At 35.4% G+C, this 24,677-nt stretch carries 15 protein-coding genes; 1 reads left to right on the forward strand and 14 read right to left on the reverse strand.

All coding sequences use genetic code 11. The features are described 5' to 3' along the window. Window positions 1-144: 144 nt before the first annotated feature. The 5 genes from FFWV33_RS00100 to FFWV33_RS00120 all read right to left on the reverse strand — a co-directional run bounded on the left by FFWV33_RS00100 (window position 145) and on the right by FFWV33_RS00120 (window position 10,054). Window positions 145-2,406 (reverse strand): aconitate hydratase, encoded by a 2,262-nt coding sequence (locus FFWV33_RS00100; protein WP_108739003.1) that lies wholly within the window; start codon window positions 2,404-2,406, stop codon window positions 145-147. Window positions 2,407-2,514: 108 nt separating this feature from the next. Beyond that, the gene (locus FFWV33_RS00105) at window positions 2,515-5,286 is read right to left on the reverse strand and encodes a bifunctional aconitate hydratase 2/2-methylisocitrate dehydratase (RefSeq protein ID WP_108739004.1); all 2,772 of its coding nucleotides are present in this window, start codon (window positions 5,284-5,286) and stop codon (window positions 2,515-2,517) included. A gap of 545 nt (window positions 5,287-5,831) precedes the next feature. Continuing rightward, entirely contained in the window at window positions 5,832-7,256 is a 1,425-nt protein-coding gene (locus FFWV33_RS00110) for a polysaccharide lyase family 7 protein (RefSeq protein WP_108739005.1), read from the reverse strand. A 354-nt stretch (window positions 7,257-7,610) separates the two neighbouring features. Next, entirely contained in the window at window positions 7,611-8,564 is a 954-nt protein-coding gene (locus tag FFWV33_RS00115) for an AAA family ATPase (RefSeq protein ID WP_108739006.1), read from the reverse strand. A 77-nt stretch (window positions 8,565-8,641) separates the two neighbouring features. Further along, a complete protein-coding gene (locus FFWV33_RS00120; RefSeq protein WP_108739007.1) occupies window positions 8,642-10,054 on the reverse strand; it encodes a peptidylprolyl isomerase in 1,413 nt (470 codons plus the stop codon). Between the two features lie 479 nt (window positions 10,055-10,533). On the opposite strand from FFWV33_RS00120, the gene FFWV33_RS00125 reads away from it, so the two are divergent. Then, window positions 10,534-12,123 carry a peptide chain release factor 3 gene (locus tag FFWV33_RS00125; protein WP_108739008.1) on the forward strand — a complete coding sequence of 530 codons (1,590 nt, stop codon included), beginning with the start codon at window positions 10,534-10,536 and terminating at the stop codon, window positions 12,121-12,123. Between the two features lie 77 nt (window positions 12,124-12,200). Here the strand turns inward: FFWV33_RS00125 and FFWV33_RS00130 are convergent, their stop codons facing one another. The 9 genes from FFWV33_RS00130 to rplK all read right to left on the reverse strand — a co-directional run bounded on the left by FFWV33_RS00130 (window position 12,201) and on the right by rplK (window position 24,635). Then, window positions 12,201-12,755: a 1-acyl-sn-glycerol-3-phosphate acyltransferase gene (locus tag FFWV33_RS00130; RefSeq protein ID WP_108739009.1), complete on the reverse strand. Its 555-nt coding sequence runs from the start codon at window positions 12,753-12,755 to the stop codon at window positions 12,201-12,203. A 149-nt stretch (window positions 12,756-12,904) separates the two neighbouring features. After that, window positions 12,905-13,258, reverse strand: a complete 354-nt coding sequence (locus FFWV33_RS00135) for a hypothetical protein (RefSeq protein ID WP_108739010.1) — start codon at window positions 13,256-13,258, stop codon at window positions 12,905-12,907. 195 nt (window positions 13,259-13,453) lie between these two features. Next, window positions 13,454-13,753 (reverse strand): DUF3467 domain-containing protein, encoded by a 300-nt coding sequence (locus FFWV33_RS00140; protein ID WP_108739011.1) that lies wholly within the window; start codon window positions 13,751-13,753, stop codon window positions 13,454-13,456. 95 nt (window positions 13,754-13,848) lie between these two features. Continuing rightward, the gene (rpoC, locus tag FFWV33_RS00145) at window positions 13,849-18,165 is read right to left on the reverse strand and encodes a DNA-directed RNA polymerase subunit beta' (RefSeq protein WP_108739012.1); all 4,317 of its coding nucleotides are present in this window, start codon (window positions 18,163-18,165) and stop codon (window positions 13,849-13,851) included. A 239-nt stretch (window positions 18,166-18,404) separates the two neighbouring features. Next, complete coding sequence (rpoB, locus tag FFWV33_RS00150) at window positions 18,405-22,217, reverse strand: DNA-directed RNA polymerase subunit beta (protein ID WP_108739013.1); 3,813 nt, start codon at window positions 22,215-22,217, stop codon at window positions 18,405-18,407. A 273-nt stretch (window positions 22,218-22,490) separates the two neighbouring features. After that, window positions 22,491-22,862: a 50S ribosomal protein L7/L12 gene (rplL, locus tag FFWV33_RS00155; RefSeq protein WP_108739014.1), complete on the reverse strand. Its 372-nt coding sequence runs from the start codon at window positions 22,860-22,862 to the stop codon at window positions 22,491-22,493. A 91-nt stretch (window positions 22,863-22,953) separates the two neighbouring features. Then, entirely contained in the window at window positions 22,954-23,472 is a 519-nt protein-coding gene (gene rplJ, locus FFWV33_RS00160; protein WP_108739015.1) for a 50S ribosomal protein L10, read from the reverse strand. 22 nt (window positions 23,473-23,494) lie between these two features. Then, entirely contained in the window at window positions 23,495-24,184 is a 690-nt protein-coding gene (rplA, locus tag FFWV33_RS00165) for a 50S ribosomal protein L1 (RefSeq protein ID WP_108739016.1), read from the reverse strand. Window positions 24,185-24,197: 13 nt separating this feature from the next. Further along, the gene (gene rplK / locus FFWV33_RS00170; protein ID WP_108739017.1) at window positions 24,198-24,635 is read right to left on the reverse strand and encodes a 50S ribosomal protein L11; all 438 of its coding nucleotides are present in this window, start codon (window positions 24,633-24,635) and stop codon (window positions 24,198-24,200) included. Between the last annotated feature and the right edge of the window lie 42 nt (window positions 24,636-24,677).

Below are 24,677 nucleotides of genomic sequence, written 5' to 3' on the forward strand. Positions count from 1 at the left end.
TAACACTATTATACAAACGTAAACTTAACCCATTTATGCAAATATCGCACTTTTTTTAACAAACTGCAGTACCGTATTTAACAAATATGAAATAAAAAAGCACGTTACTTTCATAACGTGCTTTAGTTTCTATATAATTGCTTTTTATGCTTCGGCAGCAATCAAATTAAGTGCAGACCCAGCAACATACCAACCAATTTGACCGGCATTGTAAGTGTGATTTGCCAAAATTATATCTTTAGAACCATCCGCATGTACAAATTCAATTGACAATGGTTTTCCAGGTGCAAAATCTACCAAATCCAAGAAATTAATTGTATCGTCTTCTTGTATTTTATCGTAATCTGCTTCATTAGCAAAAGTCAATCCTAACAAACCTTGTTTTTTTAGATTTGTCTCGTGTATACGTGCAAACGATTTTACCAATACCGCTTTTACACCTAAAAATCTAGGCTCCATAGCAGCATGCTCACGTGAAGAACCTTCACCATAATTATGATCACCCACAACTACACTTGGAACTCCTGCCGCTTTGTATGCACGTGCGACCGCTGGAACAGCGTCGTACTCACCAGTTAACTGATTTTTTACAGCGTTTGTTTTTTGATTGTATGCATTAACTGCTCCAATCAACATATTATTCGAAATATTATCTAAATGTCCACGGAAACGCAACCAAGGACCTGCCATAGAAATATGATCGGTAGTACATTTACCATAGGCTTTGATCAGCAACTTAGCACCTATAATATTTTTACCATCCCAAGCTTCAAAAGGAGCTAATAATTGCAAACGATCAGAAGATGAATCAACTTCAATCTTTATAGCAGAACCGTCTTGTGCCGGAGCTTGAAAACCATTATCATCTACCTCAAATCCTTTTTTAGGCAATTCGTCACCATAAGGTGCCGTTAACTTCACTTCTTCTCCTTTGTCATTCAACAATGTATCTGTTAAAGGATTAAAATCCAAACGACCGGCTATAGCAAGAGCCGCAACCATTTCTGGCGACGTTACAAAGGCATGCGTATTTGGGTTACCATCTGCTCGTTTTGAGAAGTTACGATTGAACGAATGCACGATAGTATTTTTTTCTTGTTTATCAGCTCCTGCTCTATCCCACTGACCAATACATGGCCCACAAGCATTAGTAAACACTTTAGTTCCCATTTTTTCAAAAGCGGCAATCATACCATCTCTTTCGATAGTATATCTAATTTGCTCTGAACCTGGGTTTATACCAAATTCAGCTTTAGGCGTGATTCCGTGTTCGACAGCTTGATTTACTATGGAAACCGCTCTCGCCATATCCTCATAAGAAGAGTTCGTACAAGAACCAATCAATCCCCATTCCACTTTTATCGGCCATCCGTTTGCTTTAGCTTCTGCTTTCATTTCAGAAACTGGCGTACCTCTATCTGGCGTGAAAGGTCCATTGATATGTGGCTCCAATTCAGATAAGTTGATTTCGATTACCTGATCAAAATATCGCTCAGGGTTAGCATACACCTCAACATCACCAGTAAGATAAGACGCAACAGTATCAGCAGCATCTACAACATCTTGACGACCGGTTGCAGACAAATACCTTCTCATTGAATCATCATAACCAAATGTAGAAGTTGTTGCACCAATTTCGGCACCCATATTACAAATGGTACCTTTACCTGTACATGACATATTTGTGGCACCTTCACCAAAATATTCAACAATAGCTCCTGTTCCTCCTTTTACAGTTAGAATATCAGCGACTTTTAAGATCACATCTTTTGGAGCTGTCCAACCAGATAATTTACCCGTTAACTTCACTCCTATTAATTTAGGAAACTTCAATTCCCATCCCATACCAGACATTACATCAACAGCATCAGCTCCACCAACACCAATTGCCAGCATCCCTAATCCACCTGCGTTAACAGTATGCGAATCAGTTCCAATCATCATTCCTCCAGGGAAAGCATAATTTTCTAACACAATTTGATGAATAATTCCTGATCCTGGTTTCCAGAATCCAATTCCATATTTATTCGAAACAGAAGAAAGGAAATCAAATACTTCGCTAGATTGTTTTTTAGCGTAAGCTAAATCTTTTTCGGCTCCTACTTTTGCCAAAATTAAGTGATCGCAATGTACAGTTGTAGGCACAGCAACCGTCTTTTTACCGGCATGCATAAATTGCAACAACGCCATTTGCGCCGTTGCATCTTGGCAAGCAACTCTATCGGGTGCGAAATCTACATAATCAACCCCTCTTTTGTATCCTTGTTTTGCAGCACCTTCCCAAAGGTGGCTATATAAAATCTTCTCTGTCAATGTAAGTGGACGTCCAACAATTTCACGTGCAGCGTCAACACGACTAGTCATGTTGCTATACACCTTTTTAATCATTTCAATATCAAATGCCATGTGTATCAATGTTTAAGTTAGTTTATTTTCAATACACAAGTTACGAAAAATAAAAAAAGCCTGAATCAAAGATTCAGGCTTTTATAATATAATTAACTTCTCGTAGGATTATTGAACCAATAATTTATGAGATGGAGCAAATTGCGTTAGGTTAATTCCTTTTACAGCTGCTTTATATTCTTCCATAGTTGGTGTTCTACCTAATATAGTAGACAATACTACTACTGGAGTAGAAGACAATAAAGATTCTCCTTTTTTACCTTCAGAATCTTCCACTACACGCCCTTGAAAAAGACGAGTTGAAGTTGCCATTACAGTATCTCCTTTTGCTGCTTTTTCTTGGTTACCCATACATAAGTTACAACCAGGACGCTCTAAGTAAAGAATATTTTCATAGCCAGTACGTGCAACCCCTTTTGGAGCATTATCATCAAATTCGAAACCAGAATATTTTTGCAACACTTCCCAGTCACCTTCTGCTTTCAACTCATCAACAATATTGTACGTTGGTGGAGCAACAACTAATGGTGCTTTAAATTCTACTTTACCAAATTGTGCATCAATATTTTTAAGCATTTGCGAAAGGATTTTCAAATCTCCTTTGTGAACCATACATGATCCAACAAAACCTAAATCAACTTTTTTAGTTCCACCATAAAATGATAATGGTCTAATAGTATCGTGTGTATATCTCTTAGAAACATCTGCATTATTAACGTCTGGATCTGCAATCATTGGTTCTTCTACAATGTCAAGATCAATAACTACTTCTGCATAATATTTTGCATTAGCATCTGGAGTTAAAGCTGGTTTAGCACCAGATCTAATATCAGCGATTCTTTGATCAGCGATAGCGATCAAACCTTTAAGCACTTGTTTTGCATTATCCATCCCTTTATCAATCATGATCTGGATTCTTTTCTTAGCAATCAACAATGATTCAATCAATGTTTCATCCTCAGAAATACAGATAGAAGCTTTTGCCTTCATCTCTGCAGTCCAGTCTGTAAAAGTAAAGGCCTGATCTGCAGTAAGTGTACCTAAGTGTACTTCGATAATTCTACCTTGGAATACATTTTCCCCACCAAATTGTTTCAACATTTGAGATTGAGTAGCGTGAACCACATCACGGAAATCCATATAGGTTTTCATATCCCCTTTGAAAGTTACTTTTACTGATTCTGGAATTGGCATTGAAGCTTCACCCGTAGCCAATGCAAGTGCAACTGTACCTGAATCGGCACCAAAAGCAACACCTTTTGACATTCTTGTATGAGAGTCACCACCGATAATGATAGCCCACTCATCAACAGTAATATCATTCAATACTTTATGAATAACATCTGTCATTGCAAGGTATTCTCCTTTAGGGTCACGTGCAGTAATCAAACCAAAGTCATTCATAAATTTCATCAATCTAGGAATATTTGCTTTCGACTTATTATCCCATACCGATGCAGTATGACAACCTGATTGGTAAGCACCATCAACAATAGGAGAAATAACTGTAGCAGCCATAGACTCTAACTCTTGAGAGGTCATCAACCCTGTAGTATCTTGAGACCCTACAATGTTTACCTCTACACGTACATCTGATCCTGCGTGTAACACTTTACCAGGCGTAGTTCCAACTGCATTTTTATTGAAGATTTTCTCTACAGCAGTAAGTCCTTGTCCTTCAACAGAAACTTCTTTTGATGCAGCAAAAACCGGAACGATATCAATACCTAAAGTTTTTGAAGCAAAAGTTTGTAACTTTTTACCAAAAACAATAGCATAAGAACCACCCGCTTTTATAAATTCCATTTTTTGAGGTGTAAAAGCTTTAGAAATATCTTTTAGCTCTTTGTCCCCATTGTATAATTTTTTTGTTTTAGTATTGATCGTAAGCACAGTACCTGTAGCAACAGAATATGCCTCTTCTAGAACAACATCACCGTTTTCATTACGTACAGCATTCCCTTTCTCATCAACTACTTTTACCCAGTTTTGAAGGTCTAACCCAATTCCACCGGTTACATCAACCGTAGTCAAGAAAATTGGTGAAATTCCGTTTGTACCCGCTACAATTGGAGCGATATTAATAAAAGGAACATAAGGACTTGCTTTTCTACCTGTCCATAATGCTACGTTATTCACACCTGACATTCTTGATGATCCAACACCCATTGTCCCTTTTTCAGCAATCAACATCACACTTTTATCCGGATGTTGCGCTTGCAATGCTTGAATTTCAATCTGAGCTTCAGGAGAAATCAGGCATTTTCCATGTAATTCACGGTCAGAACGAGAGTGAGCTTGGTTTCCTGGAGACAATAAATCTGTAGAAATATCTCCTTCACCCGCAACATAAGTTACTACTTTAATTTCTTCAACAACTTCTGGAAGTTTTGTAAAGAATTCTGCTTTCGCATAACTTTCCAAAATTTCTTTTGCAACAACGTTTCCAGCCTTAAATGCAGCTTCTAAACGATCTGTATCTGCTTCGTAAAGGAAAAATTGCGTCTTAAGTACTTTCGCAGCTTCTGTAGCAATTGCAACATCATTACCTAGAGCCAAATCAAGTAAAACTCCCATTGAAGGTCCACCTTTCATATGTGATAATAATTCAAAAGCAAAAGCAGGAGCAATTTCAGCAACCACTGATTCACCCAAGATAATTGATTTCAAGAAGGTAGCTTTCACAGCTGCAGCAGGTGTAGTACCTGGCACAGTATTGAAGGTGAAGAAATTAAGAGATTCTTCACGATGAGGATTATTTGAATCCTTAATTTGAGCAATAATTTCGCTAAGTAATTCAGCTCCATCAATAGGCTTCGGATGAAGTCCTTGTGCTTTTCTTTCTTCGATTTCTTGTAGATAATCGTTGTAAATATTCATAGTAGCAGTCTTTATAAGTTAAAAGCTTTCCTTCGATTATCTCAAAGAATAAAAGCCAAAACATCTAGGTGTTAATTTATTTGTGTCGCAAATTTAGTTATTTAAGCTGAGATTTAAAAAAAATTAATAGTGGAGCAATCTTTAAAAAAAATATTTATCAAAATTGAATTTTAGACCTTAAAAATAGCAATATGAGAATATTTTAACTTAAAAATAAAAAATCAGCAATTATCACCTTAATAATCGTCGATTTAAAAAAATTGAATTTAATAGGTAGAAAGAAAACGTTGTAGTTATTTTTTAAATCTAATATAAAATCACAAAAAACTTTTCTTTACAACAATATTCATAACACTAACCTTAACTTTTTCTTACCCATTTTATCGTCAGACAGTAATCACAAAGAATTAAAACTTAAATTCTAAGTATAAATTCACCGATGTCTCTATTTATATAAAAAAAACCAGTCAAAAATTTTGACTGGTTTAAAGATATTCGAATAATGTTCATATTACAGCCTCAATATTAGTTAGATAAAACATCCACTAATTATGAGTAACACTAAGATTCTTGATTTTAACAATTGCACCTGTTCCGTCATATACATATTTCCCTACACCACTTTTACCATTGGTTGCTTGCAAATAACAACCTGCTTTAAAGTAGTTCGAATCAGTAGCGGTATCCATTTGTTGAGAGAATAACAAGGTAGTACCATTATACAAATATACTTTTCCCCCCGTGTACTTAAGGGTAAAGGTGTAATCTGTATCTAATTTAAATGTAAAGTTAGGCACTGTATAATCTTTTCCGTTCCCTAAAAAGTTTTCAGCTATATAACCACCTATCACCAAATAAGCATTCCCAGAAGTTGCATTAGCAGCTCCTACCATTTGTACTCTAATAATGTCATCAACTGCAACACCTGCACTATTAGTACTTGGACCGTGAATTTGACCTACAGCAACTTTACCAAAGGCACTACCTTTATACAGTACATTATCAGAACTTGTTGTATGGTAATCATCGCATTTATTTAACTGATCTACATTTACTGTCCAAGTCATCGTATGAGTCCCTGAAGATCCATCCCATGATGCTGACTTAGCACCAGTTGTCATTTCTCTCAATTCTACTCTTGAATTATGAGAATTAGTAGAAGTAGACATTCCGCTGTACGCATGAAATACTGCGTAACTTCCTGAAGCATAAAAATAATTACTATCAAAGTATTTTGAAATATCAGATACCTTAGATGACATATCATCTACATAGACCGCTGATGTTCCAGGGGCACCTGTAAAACTATTCACTTTCCATGTACTAGTATTAATCCCTAACAAAACTCCAGGATAGGTAGATGTAGTTGTAGGAGTTGTAGGCGTGGTTGTAATTGAACTTGCATCGTTAACCTTAACATCAATTATACTATTCCAAGTACTTGATGAATTCCCGTTACAATAAATACGTACATACCTAGCTGAAACTTTGGTAAAACTATAGGTCTCTGAAGTCGACGTTCCATTTGAACCCGTTGAAGTAGCATCATAAACCGTAGCCAAGTTTGATGTAGTTGAGCCTGCCATAATTTTGAAATAAGCTTTTCTAGCAGTACCTTGATACCACATGATAGCAACATTATCAATTGAATAAGTAGCACCTAAATCCAAGGTAATATACTTTCCTGTTCCCTGTGAAGCCCATCTAGAAGTCGCATAGTCAGAATCTGTATCAATTGCATTTGCAGCAACGTTACCATCGTTCCCGTTATCGGTTACAGTAATACCAGACGAAATGACCTTAGCAGTCAAGTTGGTACTTGTTGCCTCTGATACTGACGCAGTAGTAGCCTCCACCACATCCTGATTTTCACATGAAAATAGGCTTAGAAATGCAACTCCTAAAAAAAGAGCTGTAGTCTTTTTGAAATTTAATTCAATTGAATTTGTTTTAACTCCGGTTGTTCTCATTGGTAATTTATTTTGTTAGTTAGTTGTTAGTTATAATTGGAAACCCAGTTTGGTTTTCCAATTAATATTGTCAAATATATACTTTAAATCAAAATAAAAAACATATTATATATTTATTTTAGAAAAAAAATAAATTATCAACAGCGACCGCTGTTGCCCTTTTATTATCAATCAATTACATTAATTAAATCCGTACAAGCTCAGTAAATCGCAAGTTGAATTTACTTTCAAATTTTAATATCAACTACTACTACAAAGTTATAAAGTGAAAAATGACGTTGTGAAAAGATCAAAAAAAAATGCTTTAGCATTTAGCTAAAGCATTTATGTATGTATAAATAAGTATAAGTGAAATTACAATAATTTAGCAATAATCATTTCTTCGGTGATACCTTCCGCATCAGCTTTGTAATTCTTGATAATTCTATGTCGCAAAATACCAACGGCAACCGCTTGAACATCTTCAATATCTGGAGAAAACTTTCCTTGAAAAGCTGCATGCGTCTTAGCTGCCAAAATTAAATTTTGTGATGCTCTAGGTCCTGCTCCCCAATCCAAATACGAATTTACATAATCAGTTGCTAACGCACTTTTAGGTCTTGTTTTCCCAACCAATTTCACAGCATATTCAATTACATTATCTGCAACAGGAATACGACGAATCAATTGTTGGAAATCAATAATCTCTTGAGCCGAAAACAAGGCTTCTACTTGCGCATTTGCATTTGATGTAGTTCGTTTCACCACCTCTACTTCTTCTTCAAAAGATGGATATTCTAATTTTACAGCAAACATAAAACGGTCTAATTGCGCTTCTGGCAAAGGATATGTACCCTCTTGCTCAATAGGATTTTGAGTTGCTAGCACAAAATACGGCAAATCCAGTTTATAATTGTGTCCTGCAATCGTCACAGAACGTTCTTGCATCGCTTCAAGTAAGGCCGCCTGCGTTTTTGGTGGCGTTCTATTAATTTCATCAGCTAAAATAATATTCGAAAAAACTGGTCCTTTACTAAATCTAAACTGCCTGTTCTCATCTAAAATCTCACTTCCCAAAATATCGGAAGGCATTAAATCTGGCGTAAACTGAATGCGTTTAAAATCCAACCCAAGTGCCCGTGAAAGTGTATTAACCAACAACGTTTTTGCCAATCCAGGAACACCCACCAAAAGCACGTGACCTGCTGAGAATATACAGATCAATATTTGATCCACTACTTCATCTTGACCTACAATAATTTTGGCAATTTCGTTTTTAAGTTCATTACGTTTTTGAACCAAATTATGAATAGCGTTTACGTCAGACATTTTAAAAGTATTTTAATTAAAAAAGAGTTAGCATTATGAAAACATAAAACTAACTCTTTTTATTTATTCAATAAAAATTATTTCTTCAACCAATTGTTTGTAAAATCACAATCTCTGTATTCTCCCAAAACCTTCACATAGGTTTCGCCGATTTTTTCATCAAACCATTTACCGATTGCCTTGATTTGTTTTTCTTTCAAAGCCAAATCTTTAATTTTGATATAGTCTTTTCCGTAATCAGCAACGTGCTCATTGATACGATTGGTTACCGTAATCAATTTGTATTTTTTCTTACCTTGTTTTTCCTCATCCATTATTGGTTGTGAAATCTCATTGTCTTGCAAGCTAGAAACCTGACCATACAAAACTGGGTCCATCTTGGTCAATTCGAAACGAGTATCTTGTGTTTTAGGATTAATTAAGACCCCTCCATTTGCTCTAGTTTCTTTCTCATCTGATAATGTTCTGGCAGCATCAGCAAACGTTATCTCTTTGTCTAAAATTCTTTTTCTAATCAATTCAATTTTCTCTTTCGCTTCATCCAAAGACGTTCTCGTTACCGAAGGAGCTAATAGTATGTGACGTAATTCTAAATCTTGACCTTTAACTTTTTCGACTAAAATAATATGAAACCCAAATTCGGTTTCAAATGGTGCCGATATTTCTCCTTCTTGCAAGGCAAAAGCAACATCTTTAAATTCTTTTACAAAAGGTGTTTTTCTATTCATTTTATAAAAACCACCACTAGATCGTGACCCAGGATCTTCAGAATATAAAACTGCTTTTGTAGCAAAACTAGATGACCCAGATTTAATTTCGTCTCTAAAACCGTTTAGCTTATCAATTACTTTCTTTTTATCTGCTTCTGAAACCTTTGGAGTCACTACAATCTGCGCAACCTCCATCTCGGCACCAAACATTGGTAACTCATCCTTCGGTATACTTTTAAAGAAATTTCTAACTTCTTCTGGAGTAATTTCAACAGCATCAACAATCTTCTTTTGCATTTCTGAAGTCAATTTATTTTCCTTCAAAATATCAAAAAAGTAGGTTTTAAAATCTTCTTCAGAATCCTTTTTGTAGTACTGAACCACTTTTTCTATAGAACCAATTTGTTCTACCATATAGTTCAAACGCTCCTCCATCATCCCTTTCACTTCAGCATCAGTTACTTTGATACTATCCTGCACAGCTTGATGAGCATATAACTTATCTTCCATTAGCTTACCCAACATTTGACATCTTGTAATATCTTTTGTTGAATTCCCTTGACTTGAAAGTTCCAAGAAAGACTTGTCAATATCTGAATCTAATATTATGTAATCACCAACAGTAGCGATAATACCATCAATTTTTTGTCTACCAGTTTGCACCGGTGCCTTTACTTCAACAGTTTCTACATCTTTAATTATTTCTTGCGCGCTAGCTCCAAAACTTGCAAACAACAGAACAAAAAACAACATGAGCGTGTTACTATTTATCAACTTCATTCGAATGATTTTAATTGGTATAAATTTATTTTATTAAAAAAAAGATTCAATATTCCGTACCACCCGTATATAGGTATACTCTTCAATACTAAATATTATGCGGTCAAATATACGTGTTATGAGTCGGTAAATAAAATTTAGGCGATTTCATTTTGGGCATAAAAACGAACAAAAATAACAATTCGAACTTATATAGCAAGTTTCACAAGTACTATTAACAAAATATTATCGGGGGTTTTTGGTTCAATAGAAATAAAACATTTACGTAATCTGATGCTAAAGTGAAGTATTAAAATTAGTGCAAGATAACAATATGTAAATTACTTACAATAAAAGACTGTGATAAACTATCTAAAAGAGTAAAGACCATATAAAGTATGGACGGAAATTTTCATCCCAAAAGTGAATTTGTAAAAGAACCTGCTTTTTTTTTAAATCGCATTTATAAATAGTACTTTTGCAATCCATTTATATGAAATATGAGCTTTTTAGAAGAAATACAAAAACGAAGAACTTTTGGAATTATCTCGCATCCTGATGCTGGTAAAACAACCTTAACCGAGAAGCTGTTGCTTTTTGGAGGTGCAATCCAAGAGGCAGGTGCAGTAAAAAACAATAAAATTAAAAAAGGTGCGACGAGTGACTTTATGGAAATCGAACGTCAGAGAGGTATCTCGGTATCGACATCTGTGTTAGCCTTTATATACAAAGATAAAAAAATCAACATCCTAGATACGCCTGGACATAAGGATTTTGCCGAAGATACTTTTCGAACGCTTACAGCTGTAGACAGTGTGATTGTGGTAATTGACGTTGCCAAAGGAGTCGAGGAGCAAACAGAAAAATTAGTTTCTGTTTGTAGAATGCGAAATATTCCAATCATCGTTTTCATTAATAAAATGGACCGTGAAGGTAAAGATGCTTTTGACTTAATGGATGAAGTGGAGCAAAAATTAGGCTTGACCGTTACTCCACTGAGTTTTCCTATTGGAATGGGATACGATTTTCAAGGGATTTATAATATCTGGGAGAAGAACATCAATATCTTTAGTGGTGATAATCGAAAGAATATTGAAGAAACAATTGCTTTTTCAGATGTTCAAAATCCTGAATTAGAGAAAATTATTGGAGTAAAACCAGCTGCTACTTTGCGTGAAGAACTTGAACTTATAGACGAAGTATACCCCAAATTTGATCGTGATGATTACTTAAAAGGAAAACTGCAACCTGTGTTTTTTGGTTCTGCCTTGAATAACTTTGGTGTTCGTGAGTTACTAGATTGTTTTGTTGACATCGCTCCATCTCCAAGACCAAAAGAATCCGAAACTCGTTTAGTAGATCCAAAAGAGGAGAAATTAACTGGTTTTGTTTTTAAAATTCACGCCAACATGGATCCAAAACATCGCGACCGTTTGGCATTTATTAAAATCGTATCGGGTACTTTTGAAAGAAACAAACCGTACTATCACGTACGACAAAAAAAGAATTTAAAATTTTCTAGTCCGAATGCATTTTTTGCCGAGAAAAAAGAAATTGTAGACATATCCTACCCAGGAGACATTGTTGGTCTTCACGATACAGGGAATTTTAAAATTGGAGATACTTTAACTGAAGGCGAAATCATGAGCTTTAAAGGGATTCCGAGTTTCTCTCCAGAACATTTTAGATATATCAACAATGCCGACCCAATGAAAGCCAAACAGCTAGACAAAGGAGTGGACCAATTGATGGACGAAGGAGTTGCACAGTTGTTTACACTCGAAATGAACAATCGTAAAATTATTGGTACAGTTGGAGCACTTCAGTACGAAGTTATTCAATACCGTCTGGAACATGAATATGGTGCAAAATGTACTTATGAAAACTTTCCTGTACACAAAGCATGTTGGGTAAAACCAGATGATGCAAAAAATGATGAATTCAAAGAATTCAAGCGTATCAAGCAAAAGTTTTTGGCAAAGGATAAATATGGACAATTAGTCTTCTTGGCTGATTCTGATTTTACCATCCAAATGACACAAAATAAATACCCATCAGTAAAATTATTCTTCACTTCGGAATTTGATTAATTCTAACTGATAAAAACAACAAAGCCGTCTCACCAAATGAGACGGCTTTGTTGTTTTATACCTAAAACCTAAATACTTTAATCTACAATAAAACTATTTTCAGCCACTTTCCCTACAACACCAACAAAATGCTTTTTCAACAAAGGCATGTCTGCATCAATATCTCCTGTAGGTAAGAACGGCTCTCCTATATTCACTTCTTTTTTACCAAAATCAAATGCAATGGGTACAATAGGTACACCGGCTTTTAATGCGATATAATAAAATCCAGTCTTTAGCTCTGTTACCCTTTTCCTGGTACCTTCCGGTGCTATAGCAAGTCTAAACTCCTTTTTCTTTTTAAATATCGCTGCAATAGCATCTACTTTATTCAATCCTCCTGCCCTATCTAATGGTTCACCACCCATGTACTTGAAATAATATCCCAATGGAAAACGAAACAGTTCCTTTTTGGCCATAAAATGCATATCTAGTCCTGTAATTCCTCTTGTAAATATTCCTAAGTAAAAATCATGAGCGCTTGTGTGCGGGATCACCATCAAAATGCACTTTTGCACTTTTGCATGATCACCTCCCACAATTTTCCAACCCATTATTCGAAAGAAAATGAATTTGTAAATTAACTTTTTCATCTTGCAAATTTATAACAAAAAGACAGCATAAACCAAATCAATAATTTAGCTAGGATTATACTTAAAAAAATAAGCAAATGTGATATACAAAAAAAAACCGCCTACAAGCTAATTGAGGCGGTTTGGATATATGTTAATTTCGGTTTGAATTATGCCATTGAACTTTCAAAGTTTACAGCCTTTTTCAAAAATGCTTTAATCAATAAACGATTTGGAGCTAAACCAGAAGTCATAATTTGATGTCTTGTACTTGCATTATCTTCTGTAGAAATTGTTGGGTTTGGATTTTGTTTAGAACCCATGAACCATAAAACAAATTCCATGTTAGAAGAAGATTTTGCTGCACCAACTTGAGTTGAAGTTGTCATTGGTGTACTTTCTTCTGAAATTGAATTAGTAACATCAACTTGACTAAAAGCTGAGAATGAAAACATGAAAACAATTGCTAATATAACATTTGTAAAAATTTGTTTTGATTTTGTTGCCCTATCTAATTCAGTCATTTTCTTTGTTTTATCTTAATCGAAACGTATGTTTCGCTTATCTGAGTACAAAGCTACGACAACAATTCGCCTACAAAAAATAAATTCGACCAAACAACTATTATACTCGATAACCCACGAATTTAACTGTTGAATGACAAAGATTTAAACTTAAATAGCAAAAAAAAGACCCCAAGTTGGAGTCTTTATCAAATATTACGCTTGGCCAGCTGGTCCAAAATTTAATGGAATAGGCACTTGCTCCGTATCTTTTATTTCACCATGAGCAGCTTCAAAACGATGGATGTTTTCACCAATCGCTTTAAGCAAACGTTTTGCATGTTGTGGTGTCAATACAATTCTTGACTTCACTTTTGCCTTTGGAACACCAGGCATGATGCTCACAAAATCCAAAACAAACTCAGATGAAGAATGATTGATAATAGCTAGATTAGAATACGTCCCTTCGGCAGTTTTCTCATCTAATTCAATGTTAATTTGATCTTGTTCATTCATAATTATTAGTTGTTAGACGAACCTATTTTAAACTAAAATAGAAAGACTACACAAGGTAATCTTTCTATTTATTTTAGTTCAAAACATATTCTTTATTAATAAATATATTCTTCTTTGTTAGCCATCATGTCGTTGTAATCTTCTTTAGATCCAACAATAGCGTTATCATATTCTCTCATACCTGTTCCTGCCGGAATTCTATGTCCAACAATAACATTTTCTTTCAAGCCTTCTAAGTAATCAATTTTACCTGCTACTGCAGCTTCATTTAATACTTTAGTAGTCTCTTGGAACGATGCCGCAGAGATAAATGATTTTGTTTGAAGAGAAGCTCTTGTGATACCTTGTAAAACCGGAGTAGCAGTAGCTGTGATAACATCACGAGCAACTACAATATTCTGATCATTACGTTTCAACAATGAATTCTCATCTCTCAACTGACGTGGAGTAACGATTTGACCTTCTTTCAAGTTAGAAGAATCTCCTGCATCCTCAACCACTTTCATACCGTACAATTTATCGTTTTCAACAATAAAATCTTTAGTATGGATCAATTGGTCTTCTAAGAATAAAGTATCACCTGGATCTTGTACTCTTACTTTACGCATCATTTGACGAATAACAACCTCAAAGTGTTTGTCATTAATTTTTACACCTTGCAAACGGTATACCTCTTGAATCTCATTTACCAAGTACTGTTGAACAGCAGCTGGTCCTTGAATTCTTAAAATATCGTCTGGTGTAATAGCTCCGTCAGATAAAGAAACTCCAGCTCTTACGAAGTCATTTTCTTGAACAAGAATTTGACTAGATAATTTAACTAGGTACTTTCTAACATCACCAAATTTAGATTCAATGATAATCTCACGGTTACCTCTTTTGATTTTTCCAAAAGAAACAACACCATCGATTTCAGAAACTACAGCTGGGTTAGATGGATTACGAGCTTCTAACAACTCTGTAATTCTTGGTAAACCTCCTGTAATATCTCCTGATTTAGAAGAACGACGAGGGATTTTCACCAATACTTTACCTGCTTTAATTTTCTCACCGTTGTCTACCATCAAGTGGGCTCCAACTGGTAAGTTGTAAGAACGAATCAATTCACCATCATTACCGTAAACCAATAATGTTGGAATTAATTTCTTAGCTCTTGATTCAGAAATTACTTTTTCTTGGAAACCAGTTTGCTCATCGACTTCAACCATGAACGATTGTCCTTGCTCTAAATCTTCGTATGCAATTTTACCAGTAAATTCAGAAACGATAACTCCATTATATGGATCCCATTTACAGATAATATCACCTTTATTAATAGACTGACCGTCTTTCACAAAAATACTAGAACCGTAAGGAATGTTATGTGTATTTAAAACAATACCTGTTTTTTCGTCAATCAATTTCAACTCTGTAGAACGAGACACAACGATATCCACTTGGTTACCTTCATTATCTTCCCCTTTTACAGTTTTCAAATCTTCAACTTCAAGTCTACCTGGGAACTTAGCAACAATGCTAGACTCTTCAGATATACCTCCGGCAACCCCTCCAACGTGGAAAGTACGTAGCGTTAACTGTGTACCTGGCTCTCCAATTGACTGTGCAGCAATTACACCAACAGCTTCACCTCTTTGAGTCATTTTTCCAGTTGCCAAGTTACGACCGTAACATTTAGCACAAATACCTTTTGGCGCCTCACATACAAGAGGAGAACGAACTTCAACTCTCTCCAATGGAGAAGCCTCAATTACCTTCATAATAACCTCTGTAATTTGCTCACCAGATTTAACTAATACTTCATTAGTCAAAGGATTAATAACATCTTGCAATGCAACACGTCCTAAAATTCTTTCTCCTAATGATTCAACAATTTCTTCATTCTTTTTCAATGCTGAAACTTCAACACCTCTTAATGTTCCACAGTCTTCGATGTTAACAATAACATCTTGAGAAACATCATGCAATCTACGAGTTAAGTAACCAGCATCCGCCGTTTTCAAAGCCGTATCCGCAAGACCCTTACGAGCACCGTGAGTAGAAATGAAATACTCTAAGATCGAAAGTCCTTCCTTAAAGTTAGAAAGAATTGGATTCTCAATAATCTCTCCACCACCAGCAGTCGATTTTTTAGGCTTAGCCATCAATCCACGCATACCAGTTAACTGACGAATTTGTTCCTTAGAACCCCTCGCCCCGGAGTCAAGCATCATATATACCGAGTTGAATCCTTGTTGATCCTCTCTAATATTTTTCATTGCCAATTCTGTCAATTGTGCATTTGCAGAAGTCCATACATCAATAACTTGGTTGTAACGTTCGTTATTTGTAATAAGACCCATGTTGTAGTTAGCAGAAATTCCTTCTACTTGCTCTCTTGCATCAGCGATCAATTTTGGTTTTTGTTCTGGAATTCTAATATCCCCTAATGAGAATGACAATCCACCTCTGAAGGCAAATTTGTACCCCATATCTTTCATGTTATCCAAAAAGGCAGCCGTTTCAGGTACACTAGTTGAATTTAATACGTGACCGATAATATCTCTAAGGTTCTTCTTAGTCAATACTTCATTGATATATCCAGCTGCAGGTGGTACTACTTCATTAAATAATACACGTCCAGCAGTAGTTTCAATAATTTTGAACACTAATTCTCCAGCGTCATTGAAATCTTTTGCTCTAATTTTCACACGAGCATTCAATTCTAATCTTCCTTCGTTCAATGCAATATTTGTTTCTTCTGCAGAGTAGAAAACTAGATCTTGACCTAAAATTTTCTTTTCTGGAGTAGACAATCTTTCTTTGGTCATATAATAAAGACCCAAGACCATATCCTGAGATGGTACCGTAATTGGAGCACCATTTGCAGGGTTCAAAATATTGTGAGAAGCCAACATTAACAATTGTGCTTCAAGGATTGCTTCTGGTCCTAATGGCAAGTGAACTGCCATTTGATCCCCATCAAAATCGGCATTAAAGGCCGTACATACTAATGGGTGTAATTGGATTGCTTTTCCTTCAATTAATTTTGGTTGAAAAGCTTGAATACCTAGTCTGTGCAAAGTAGGGGCACGGTTCAATAATACTGGGTGACCTTTTATTACATTTTCTAGAATATCCCAAACTACAGGCTCCTTTTTATCTATGATTTTCTTTGCAGACTTAACTGTTTTTACAATTCCTCTTTCGATTAATTTTCGAATAACAAAAGGTTTAAACAACTCAGCAGCCATATCTTTTGGCAATCCGCACTCGAACAATTTTAATTCAGGTCCAACAACAATTACCGAACGAGCAGAATAATCCACACGTTTTCCAAGTAAGTTTTGACGGAAACGTCCTTGCTTACCTTTAAGGGAATCAGATAATGATTTTAATGGTCTGTTTGATTCTGTTTTAACAGCAGATGCTTTTCTTGTATTATCAAACAATGAATCTACCGATTCTTGCAACATACGTTTCTCGTTTCTCAAGATAACTTCTGGAGCTTTGATCTCCATTAATCTTTTCAAACGGTTGTTACGGATGATTACACGACGATATAAGTCATTTAAATCTGAAGTTGCAAAACGACCTCCATCAAGTGGCACAAGCGGACGTAATTCTGGTGGAATAACAGGAACAACCTTCATAATCATCCATTCTGGACGGTTCTCACGGTTTAAGTTAGACTCACGGAAAGACTCTACAACTTGTAATCTTTTTAACGCTTCAGTTTTACGTTGTTTAGACGTTTCGTTATTAGCTGAGTGACGTAATTGGTAAGACAATTGGTCTAAGTCAATACGTGCTAATAAGTCCATAATACACTCTGCTCCCATTTTGGCAACAAATTTATTAGGATCAAAATCATCTAAATATTGGTTATCTGCAGGAAGAGTGTCTAATATGTTCAAGTATTCTTCTTCCGTTAAGAAGTCTAATCTTTGAACTGATTCACCTTCAGCATTTTTAGCAATACCTGCTTGAATAACTACGTATCTCTCGTAGTAAATGATCATATCTAGTTTCTTAGATGGAAGACCTAAGATATAACCAATTTTGTTAGGAAGAGAACGGAAATACCAGATATGAGCAATTGGCACAACAAGGTTGATGTGACCTACTCTATCTCTACGTACTTTTTTCTCTGTAACTTCAACACCACAACGGTCACAAATGATCCCTTTGTAGCGAATTCTTTTGTATTTTCCACAAGCACATTCGAAATCCTTTACAGGTCCAAATATTCTTTCACAAAAAAGACCGTCACGCTCAGGTTTGTGCGTACGGTAGTTAATTGTTTCTGGTTTTAAAACTTCACCTCTTGATTCTTTCAAGATAGATTCTGGAGAAGCCAATCCGATAGAGATTTTACTAAATCTTTTTATTGGATTTTTATCTTTATTATTGTTATTATTTCTATTATTCATCATAGTTTTTACTACTGATTTAATTGCAATTGAAAAATTGATTTGTACAGATATTGCAGTGCAACATCTCTATCCCTCGGATTACTTCTCTAAACTTTAATTGTTATTAAAGTGCTAATTATAAAAAGGTAATCTTTCTATAAAAAATCGGAACGGTTTACGGGTCTAAATCTTAAAAACTCTTATAAATATCAAAGTAGAGAACGTTGCAATGCAACGTCTCTACAGTGATTGATTATTCTTTATTCTTCTAAACGAATATCAAGACCAAGACCTTTCAATTCATGCATCAATACATTGAATGATTCAGGTAATCCTGGCTCTGGCATAGACTCTCCTTTTACGATAGCTTCATACGTTTTAGCTCTACCAATAACATCATCAGATTTTACGGTTAAGATTTCACGTAATGTACTAGAAGCTCCATAAGCCTCAAGTGCCCAAACCTCCATCTCTCCAAAACGCTGACCTCCAAATTGAGCTTTACCACCCAATGGTTGTTGCGTAATCAATGAGTATGGTCCGATAGAACGTGCGTGCATCTTATCATCAACCATGTGTCCTAATTTTAACATATAGATCACACCTACGGTTGCTGCTTGATGGAAACGCTCTCCAGTACCACCATCATAAAGATGTGTATGTCCAAAACGAGGTACACCAGCTTCATCAGTGATTGCATTAATTTGGTCTAATGATGCACCATCAAAAATTGGTGTTGCATATTTTTTACCTAAATTCATACCAGCCCATCCAAGAACTGTTTCATAAATTTGACCAATGTTCATACGAGAAGGTACTCCAAGTGGATTCAATACAATATCAACTGGCGTTCCGTCTTCCAAGAAAGGCATGTCTTCATGACGAACGATACGAGCAACAATACCTTTGTTACCGTGACGTCCTGCCATTTTATCCCCAACTTTCAACTTACGTTTCTTAGCGATATATACTTTAGCCAATTTCAAAATTCCAGCTGGCAATTCATCTCCAACAGTAATAGTGAACTTCTCTCTTCTCAAACCACCTTGTAAATCGTTCAACTTAATTTTATAGTTATGAATTAAATCATTAACCATTTTATTAGTTGCATCATCAGCTACCCATTGACCTTTGCTTAAGTGAGCAAAATCTTCAACAGCGTAAAGCATTTTTTGAGTATATTTTTTACCTTTTGGTAAAACTTCTTCACCCAAATCATTCATTACACCTTGTGATGTTTTTCCGTTTACAATCAAGAAAAGTTTTTCGATCAACTTATCTTTCAAGTCTGAAAATTTAACTTCGAAATCCATTTCAAGAGATCCCAAAGCATCTTTATCTTGCGTACGTTTTCTTTTGTCTTTTACTGCTCTTGCAAACAATTTTTTATCAAGAACAACACCATGAAGTGATGGAGAAGCTTTCAATGAAGCATCTTTTACATCACCTGCTTTATCTCCGAAGATTGCACGAAGCAATTTCTCTTCTGGAGTTGGATCAGATTCTCCTTTTGGTGTAATTTTTCCAATAAGAATATCACCAGGTTTAACCTCGGCACCAATTCTAATCATACCGTTTTCATCTAAGTCTTTAGTAGCCTCTTCAGAAACGTTAGGAATATCATTCGTTAATTCTTCGTTACCTAATTTTGTATCTCTTACTTCTAATGAGTAATCATCTACATGGATTGAAGTAAAGATATCATCACGAACAACTTTTTCAGAAATTACGATTGCATCCTCAAAATTGTACCCTTTCCATGGCATAAACGCCACTTTCAAGTTACGACCTAAAGCAAGCTCACCATTTTGAGTAGCATACCCCTCAGATAAAACTTGACCAGGAATAACTCTGTCCCCTTTTCTTACGATTGGTTTCAAGTTAATACTTGTTCCTTGGTTGGTTTTTCTAAATTTAATTAGATTGTATGTTTTATCATCCGATTCAAAACTAACCATTCTTTCTTCCTCAGAACGATCGTATTTAATTGTAATGATATTAGCATCAACATATTCTACAGTACCATGCCCTTCAGCATTGATTAATACTCTAGAGTCAGAAGCTACTTGACGCTCAAGACCAGTACCTACAATTGGAGCTTCAGGACGTATTAATGGAACGGCCTGACGCATCATGTTAGATCCCATCAAGGCTCTATTCGCATCATCATGCTCCAAGAAAGGAATCAAAGATGCAGATATAGAAGCAATCTGGTTTGGTGCAACGTCTGTATAATGTACCTCAGATGGCGTAATAACAGGGAAATCACCTTCTTGACGTGCAATTACAAAGTCAGAAGTCATTTTTCCTGTATCATCCATAGCAATGTTCGCTTGTGCGATTAACATTCCTTCTTCTTCTTCAGCGCTTAAGTAAATTGGAGTAGATACTAAATCAACTACACCATCAGTTACCTTACGGTAAGGTGTTTCGATGAATCCCATTCCGTTTACTTTCGCATAAACACCAAGAGATGAAATCAAACCAATGTTTGGTCCCTCTGGAGTTTCAATAGGACATAAACGTCCGTAGTGCGTATAGTGAACATCTCGAACCTCAAAACCAGCTCTTTCTCTCGAAAGTCCACCAGGTCCTAGGGCAGATAATCTTCTCTTGTGCGTAATCTCAGCTAATGGATTCGTTTGATCCATAAATTGAGACAACTGGTTCGTACCAAAGAAAGAGTTGATAACTGATGATAATGTTTTAGCATTAATCAAATCAATTGGTGTAAACACCTCGTTATCTCTAACGTTCATTCTCTCACGAATAGTTCTAGCCATACGTGCTAAACCAACACCAAATTGTTGTGACAATTGTTCTCCAACTGTTCTAACACGACGGTTTGATAAGTGGTCAATATCATCAATATCTGCTTTCGCATTAATCAACTCAATTAAATACTTCACGATAGTTATGATATCTTCTTTGGTAAGCACTTGCTTTTCCATTGGGATATCCAACTGTAATTTTTTGTTCATTCTATAACGACCTACTTCACCTAAGTTGTAACGTTGGTCAGAAAAGAACAATTTATCAATAATACCACGAGCAGTTTCTTCATCAGGCGGTTCTGCGTTACGCAATTGTCTGTAGATATGCTCAACAGCTTCTTTTTCAGAGTTTGTTGGATCTTTTTGTAACGTATTGTGGATGATAGCATAATCAGCTTGATTAGCATCTTCTTTATGTAACAAAATAGATTTAACGTTAGAATCAATGATTTCTTCCACATTATCTTTATCGATAATTGTATCTCTATCAAGGATTATTTCGTTACGTTCGATAGAAACTACTTCACCAGTATCTTCATCTACGAAATCTTCATGCCATGTGTTTAATACACGAGCAGCTAATTTTCTACCGATATATTTTTTAAGACCTGTTTTAGAAACTTTAATTTCCTCCGCAAGGTCAAAGATTTCAAGGATATCCTTGTCTCTTTCAAAACCGATTGCACGGAATAAAGTAGTAACAGGTAATTTTTTCTTTCTGTCAATGTAAGCGTACATTACGCTGTTGATATCTGTAGAAAATTCAATCCAAGATCCCTTGAACGGAATTACTCTAGCAGAGTATAATTTTGTACCATTAGCATGAAAAGATTGACCAAAGAAAACCCCTGGTGATCTATGCAATTGAGAAACAACAACACGTTCAGCTCCATTAATTACAAATGTTCCGCTTGGTGTCATGTAAGGAATTGTACCAAGATATACATCTTGAACAATTGTTTCAAAGTCTTCGTGTTCTGGATCTGTACAGTACAGTTTCAACCTTGCTTTTAAAGGTACACTGTGTGTCAAACCTCTTTCGATACACTCTTGGATTGTGTAACGTGGTGGATCTACAAAGTAGTCTAGGAATTCCAATACAAAGTTATTTCTTGTATCTGTAATTGGAAAATTTTCCATGAAGGTATTATAAAGTCCTTCATTGCCTCTTTCATCTGATTTAGTTTCTAATTGAAAAAAATCTTGAAAAGATTTAACCTGAACATCTAGAAAATCTGGATATGCAGGAATGTTTTTTGTAGAGGCAAAATTCAATCTTTCAGTCTGATTTGTTATCATCAATGGACAAAATTTTGATTATAAAAGTAATTTTTTTGTATCAGGCAAATGCCTAAATACTGAATTCTACAACCATTACATCTTTAAAAATCAATTTAGGATAACTACTTTCTTATTATCTGTTAACTTTTTTTCCTCGTAATGGAGTAAAACATAAAATACAAAAGCTAAAAATGACGAATCAAATTCTAGACTTTTGTTATACGAAAAATGGTTTAGGCCATTGGGTTACTAAACCCAAGACCTAAACCTTATTCTTTAAACTAAGTTTAACTATTTAAGCTCAACTACAGCTCCAGCTTCTTCTAGAGATTTTTTAAGACCTTCAGCCTCTTCTTTAGAAACACCTTCTTTAACATTAGATGGTGCGCTATCAACTACATCTTTAGCTTCTTTCAAACCTAAACCTGTAAGTTCTTTTACCATTTTCACAACTGCTAATTTAGAAGCACCAGCTTCTTTCAATACAACTGTAAATTCAGTTTGAGCTTCTTCAGCAGCAGCTTCTCCACCACCTGCACCTGCAACTACTACAGCAGCAGCTGGTTCGATTCCGTACTCATCTTTTAATATTGTTGCTAATTCGTTAACTTCTTTAACTGTTAGGTTAACCAATTGTTCTGCGAATTGTTTCAAATCTGCCATTTTTTCTATCGTTTTAAAATGATTTGTAAAATTATATTTTGTTTATTGTGCGCTTTTTTAATAATATAAACAGAGAGTTTCTCTATAAATATTAAGCTTCCTCAGCTTGAACTTCTTCAGCTTGCTCTTCTCCAGCAAATTTGTTTTGAAGTGCAGCGATAACTCTTTGAGCTGGTGATTGAAGTAATCCAATAAGTTCTCCAAGTAATTCTTCTTTTGATTTAATTGTAGCCAACATATCAAGTTGGTCATCTCCAATATAAACCTCAGCGTTCACGTAAGCACCCTTTAAAACTGGCTTAGATGATTTTTTACGGAAATCCTTAATGATTTTACCTGGAGCATTAGCTACATCTGAAATAAAGATAGCTGAATTCCCAACCAATACAGAAGGTAATTCACCATAACTATTTTCAGAAGTTTCCATTGCTTTTGCAAGTAATGTATTCTTTACAACTTCTAATTTAATACCTGCTTTATAACAAGCTCTTCTCAAGTTTGAAGTAGTTTCTGCATTTAATCCAGAAATATCTGCTACATAAACAATATTTGTACCAGCTAACTGTGCAGTTAATTCTTCAATCGCGATTGATTTTTCTTCTCTAGTCATACTAAAAATTATTAACTACCAATTATACTGCTTTAGGGTCCAATGCAATTGCAGGACTCATAGTGCTTGTAAGGTGAATACCTTTAATGTAGGTACCTTTAGCAGCAGTTGGTTTAAGTTTGATTAATGTTTGAATAATTTCGTGTGCATTGTCATAAATTTGCTCAGCTCCAAAAGAAACTTTACCAATTCCTGCATGTACGATTCCAGTTTTATCAACTTTAAAGTCGATTTTACCAGCTTTTACCTCTGCAACAGCTTTAGCAACATCCATAGTTACTGTACCTGTTTTAGGGTTAGGCATTAAACCTCTAGGTCCTAATATACGACCTAATGGACCTAATTTACCCATAACAGCTGGCATAGTGATGATCACATCAACATCTGTCCAACCATCTTTAATTTTTTGTAAGTACTCATCTAAACCTACGAAATCTGCTCCAGCTTCTTTAGCTTCAGCTTCCTTATCTGGAGTAACTAATGCTAATACTTTTACATCTTTTCCAGTTCCGTGAGGTAATGTAACTACACCTCTTACCATTTGATTCGCTTTTCTTGGATCTACACCCAATCTTACCGCGATATCAACAGACTCATCAAATTTTGCAGAAGCAATTGCTTTAATCAATGCAGAAGCATCTTTTAAAGAATACAATTTGTTCTTTTCAATTTTTGAAGCAGCCTCTTTTTGCTTTTTTGTCAATTTTGCCATGTCTTTCTCTTAATTAAAAAGGAGAGTCTCCTGATACAGTTATACCCATAGATCTAGCTGTTCCAGCAATCATACTCATTGCAGCTTCTGCAGTAAAAGCATTCAAGTCTTGCATTTTGTCTTCAGCAATAGCTCTAATTTGTTCCCAAGTAACACTAGCTACCTTTTTACGATTTGGTTCACCTGATCCAGACTTTAGCTTTGCAGCTTCCAACAATTGGACAGCAGCTGGAGGAGTTTTTACAACAAAATCAAATGATTTGTCTTTATACACAGTAATTTGTACTGGGCATATTTTGCCGGGTTTATCTTGTGTTCTAGCATTAAATTGCTTACAGAACTCCATGATGTTTACCCCAGCAGCTCCTAAAGCAGGTCCAACCGGTGGCGATGGATTCGCAGCACCTCCCTTAACTTGTAGTTTAACTACCTTACTAATTTCTTTAGCCATTTTTTAAAAAATTTAACACAACAATTAATTGAAGCAATTGTT

Source organism: Flavobacterium faecale (genome assembly GCF_003076455.1).
GTDB classification, from domain to species: Bacteria; Bacteroidota; Bacteroidia; order Flavobacteriales; family Flavobacteriaceae; genus Flavobacterium; species Flavobacterium faecale.

Bases quoted from the DNA above. Each gene is read 5' to 3' on its own strand.
- FFWV33_RS00100 (WP_108739003.1), bottom strand. From the start codon at position 2,406: ATGGCATTTGATATTGAAATGATTAAAAAGGTGTATAGCAACATGACT.
- FFWV33_RS00105 (WP_108739004.1), bottom strand. From the start codon at position 5,286: ATGAATATTTACAACGATTATCTACAAGAAATCGAAGAAAGAAAAGCA.
- FFWV33_RS00110 (WP_108739005.1), bottom strand. From the start codon at position 7,256: ATGAGAACAACCGGAGTTAAAACAAATTCAATTGAATTAAATTTCAAA.
- FFWV33_RS00115 (WP_108739006.1), bottom strand. From the start codon at position 8,564: ATGTCTGACGTAAACGCTATTCATAATTTGGTTCAAAAACGTAATGAA.
- FFWV33_RS00120 (WP_108739007.1), bottom strand. From the start codon at position 10,054: ATGAAGTTGATAAATAGTAACACGCTCATGTTGTTTTTTGTTCTGTTG.
- FFWV33_RS00125 (WP_108739008.1), top strand. From the start codon at position 10,534: ATGAGCTTTTTAGAAGAAATACAAAAACGAAGAACTTTTGGAATTATC.
- FFWV33_RS00130 (WP_108739009.1), bottom strand. From the start codon at position 12,755: ATGAAAAAGTTAATTTACAAATTCATTTTCTTTCGAATAATGGGTTGG.
- FFWV33_RS00135 (WP_108739010.1), bottom strand. From the start codon at position 13,258: ATGACTGAATTAGATAGGGCAACAAAATCAAAACAAATTTTTACAAAT.
- FFWV33_RS00140 (WP_108739011.1), bottom strand. From the start codon at position 13,753: ATGAATGAACAAGATCAAATTAACATTGAATTAGATGAGAAAACTGCC.
- rpoC (WP_108739012.1), bottom strand. From the start codon at position 18,165: ATGATGAATAATAGAAATAATAACAATAATAAAGATAAAAATCCAATA.
- rpoB (WP_108739013.1), bottom strand. From the start codon at position 22,217: ATGATAACAAATCAGACTGAAAGATTGAATTTTGCCTCTACAAAAAAC.
- rplL (WP_108739014.1), bottom strand. From the start codon at position 22,862: ATGGCAGATTTGAAACAATTCGCAGAACAATTGGTTAACCTAACAGTT.
- rplJ (WP_108739015.1), bottom strand. From the start codon at position 23,472: ATGACTAGAGAAGAAAAATCAATCGCGATTGAAGAATTAACTGCACAG.
- rplA (WP_108739016.1), bottom strand. From the start codon at position 24,184: ATGGCAAAATTGACAAAAAAGCAAAAAGAGGCTGCTTCAAAAATTGAA.
- rplK (WP_108739017.1), bottom strand. From the start codon at position 24,635: ATGGCTAAAGAAATTAGTAAGGTAGTTAAACTACAAGTTAAGGGAGGT.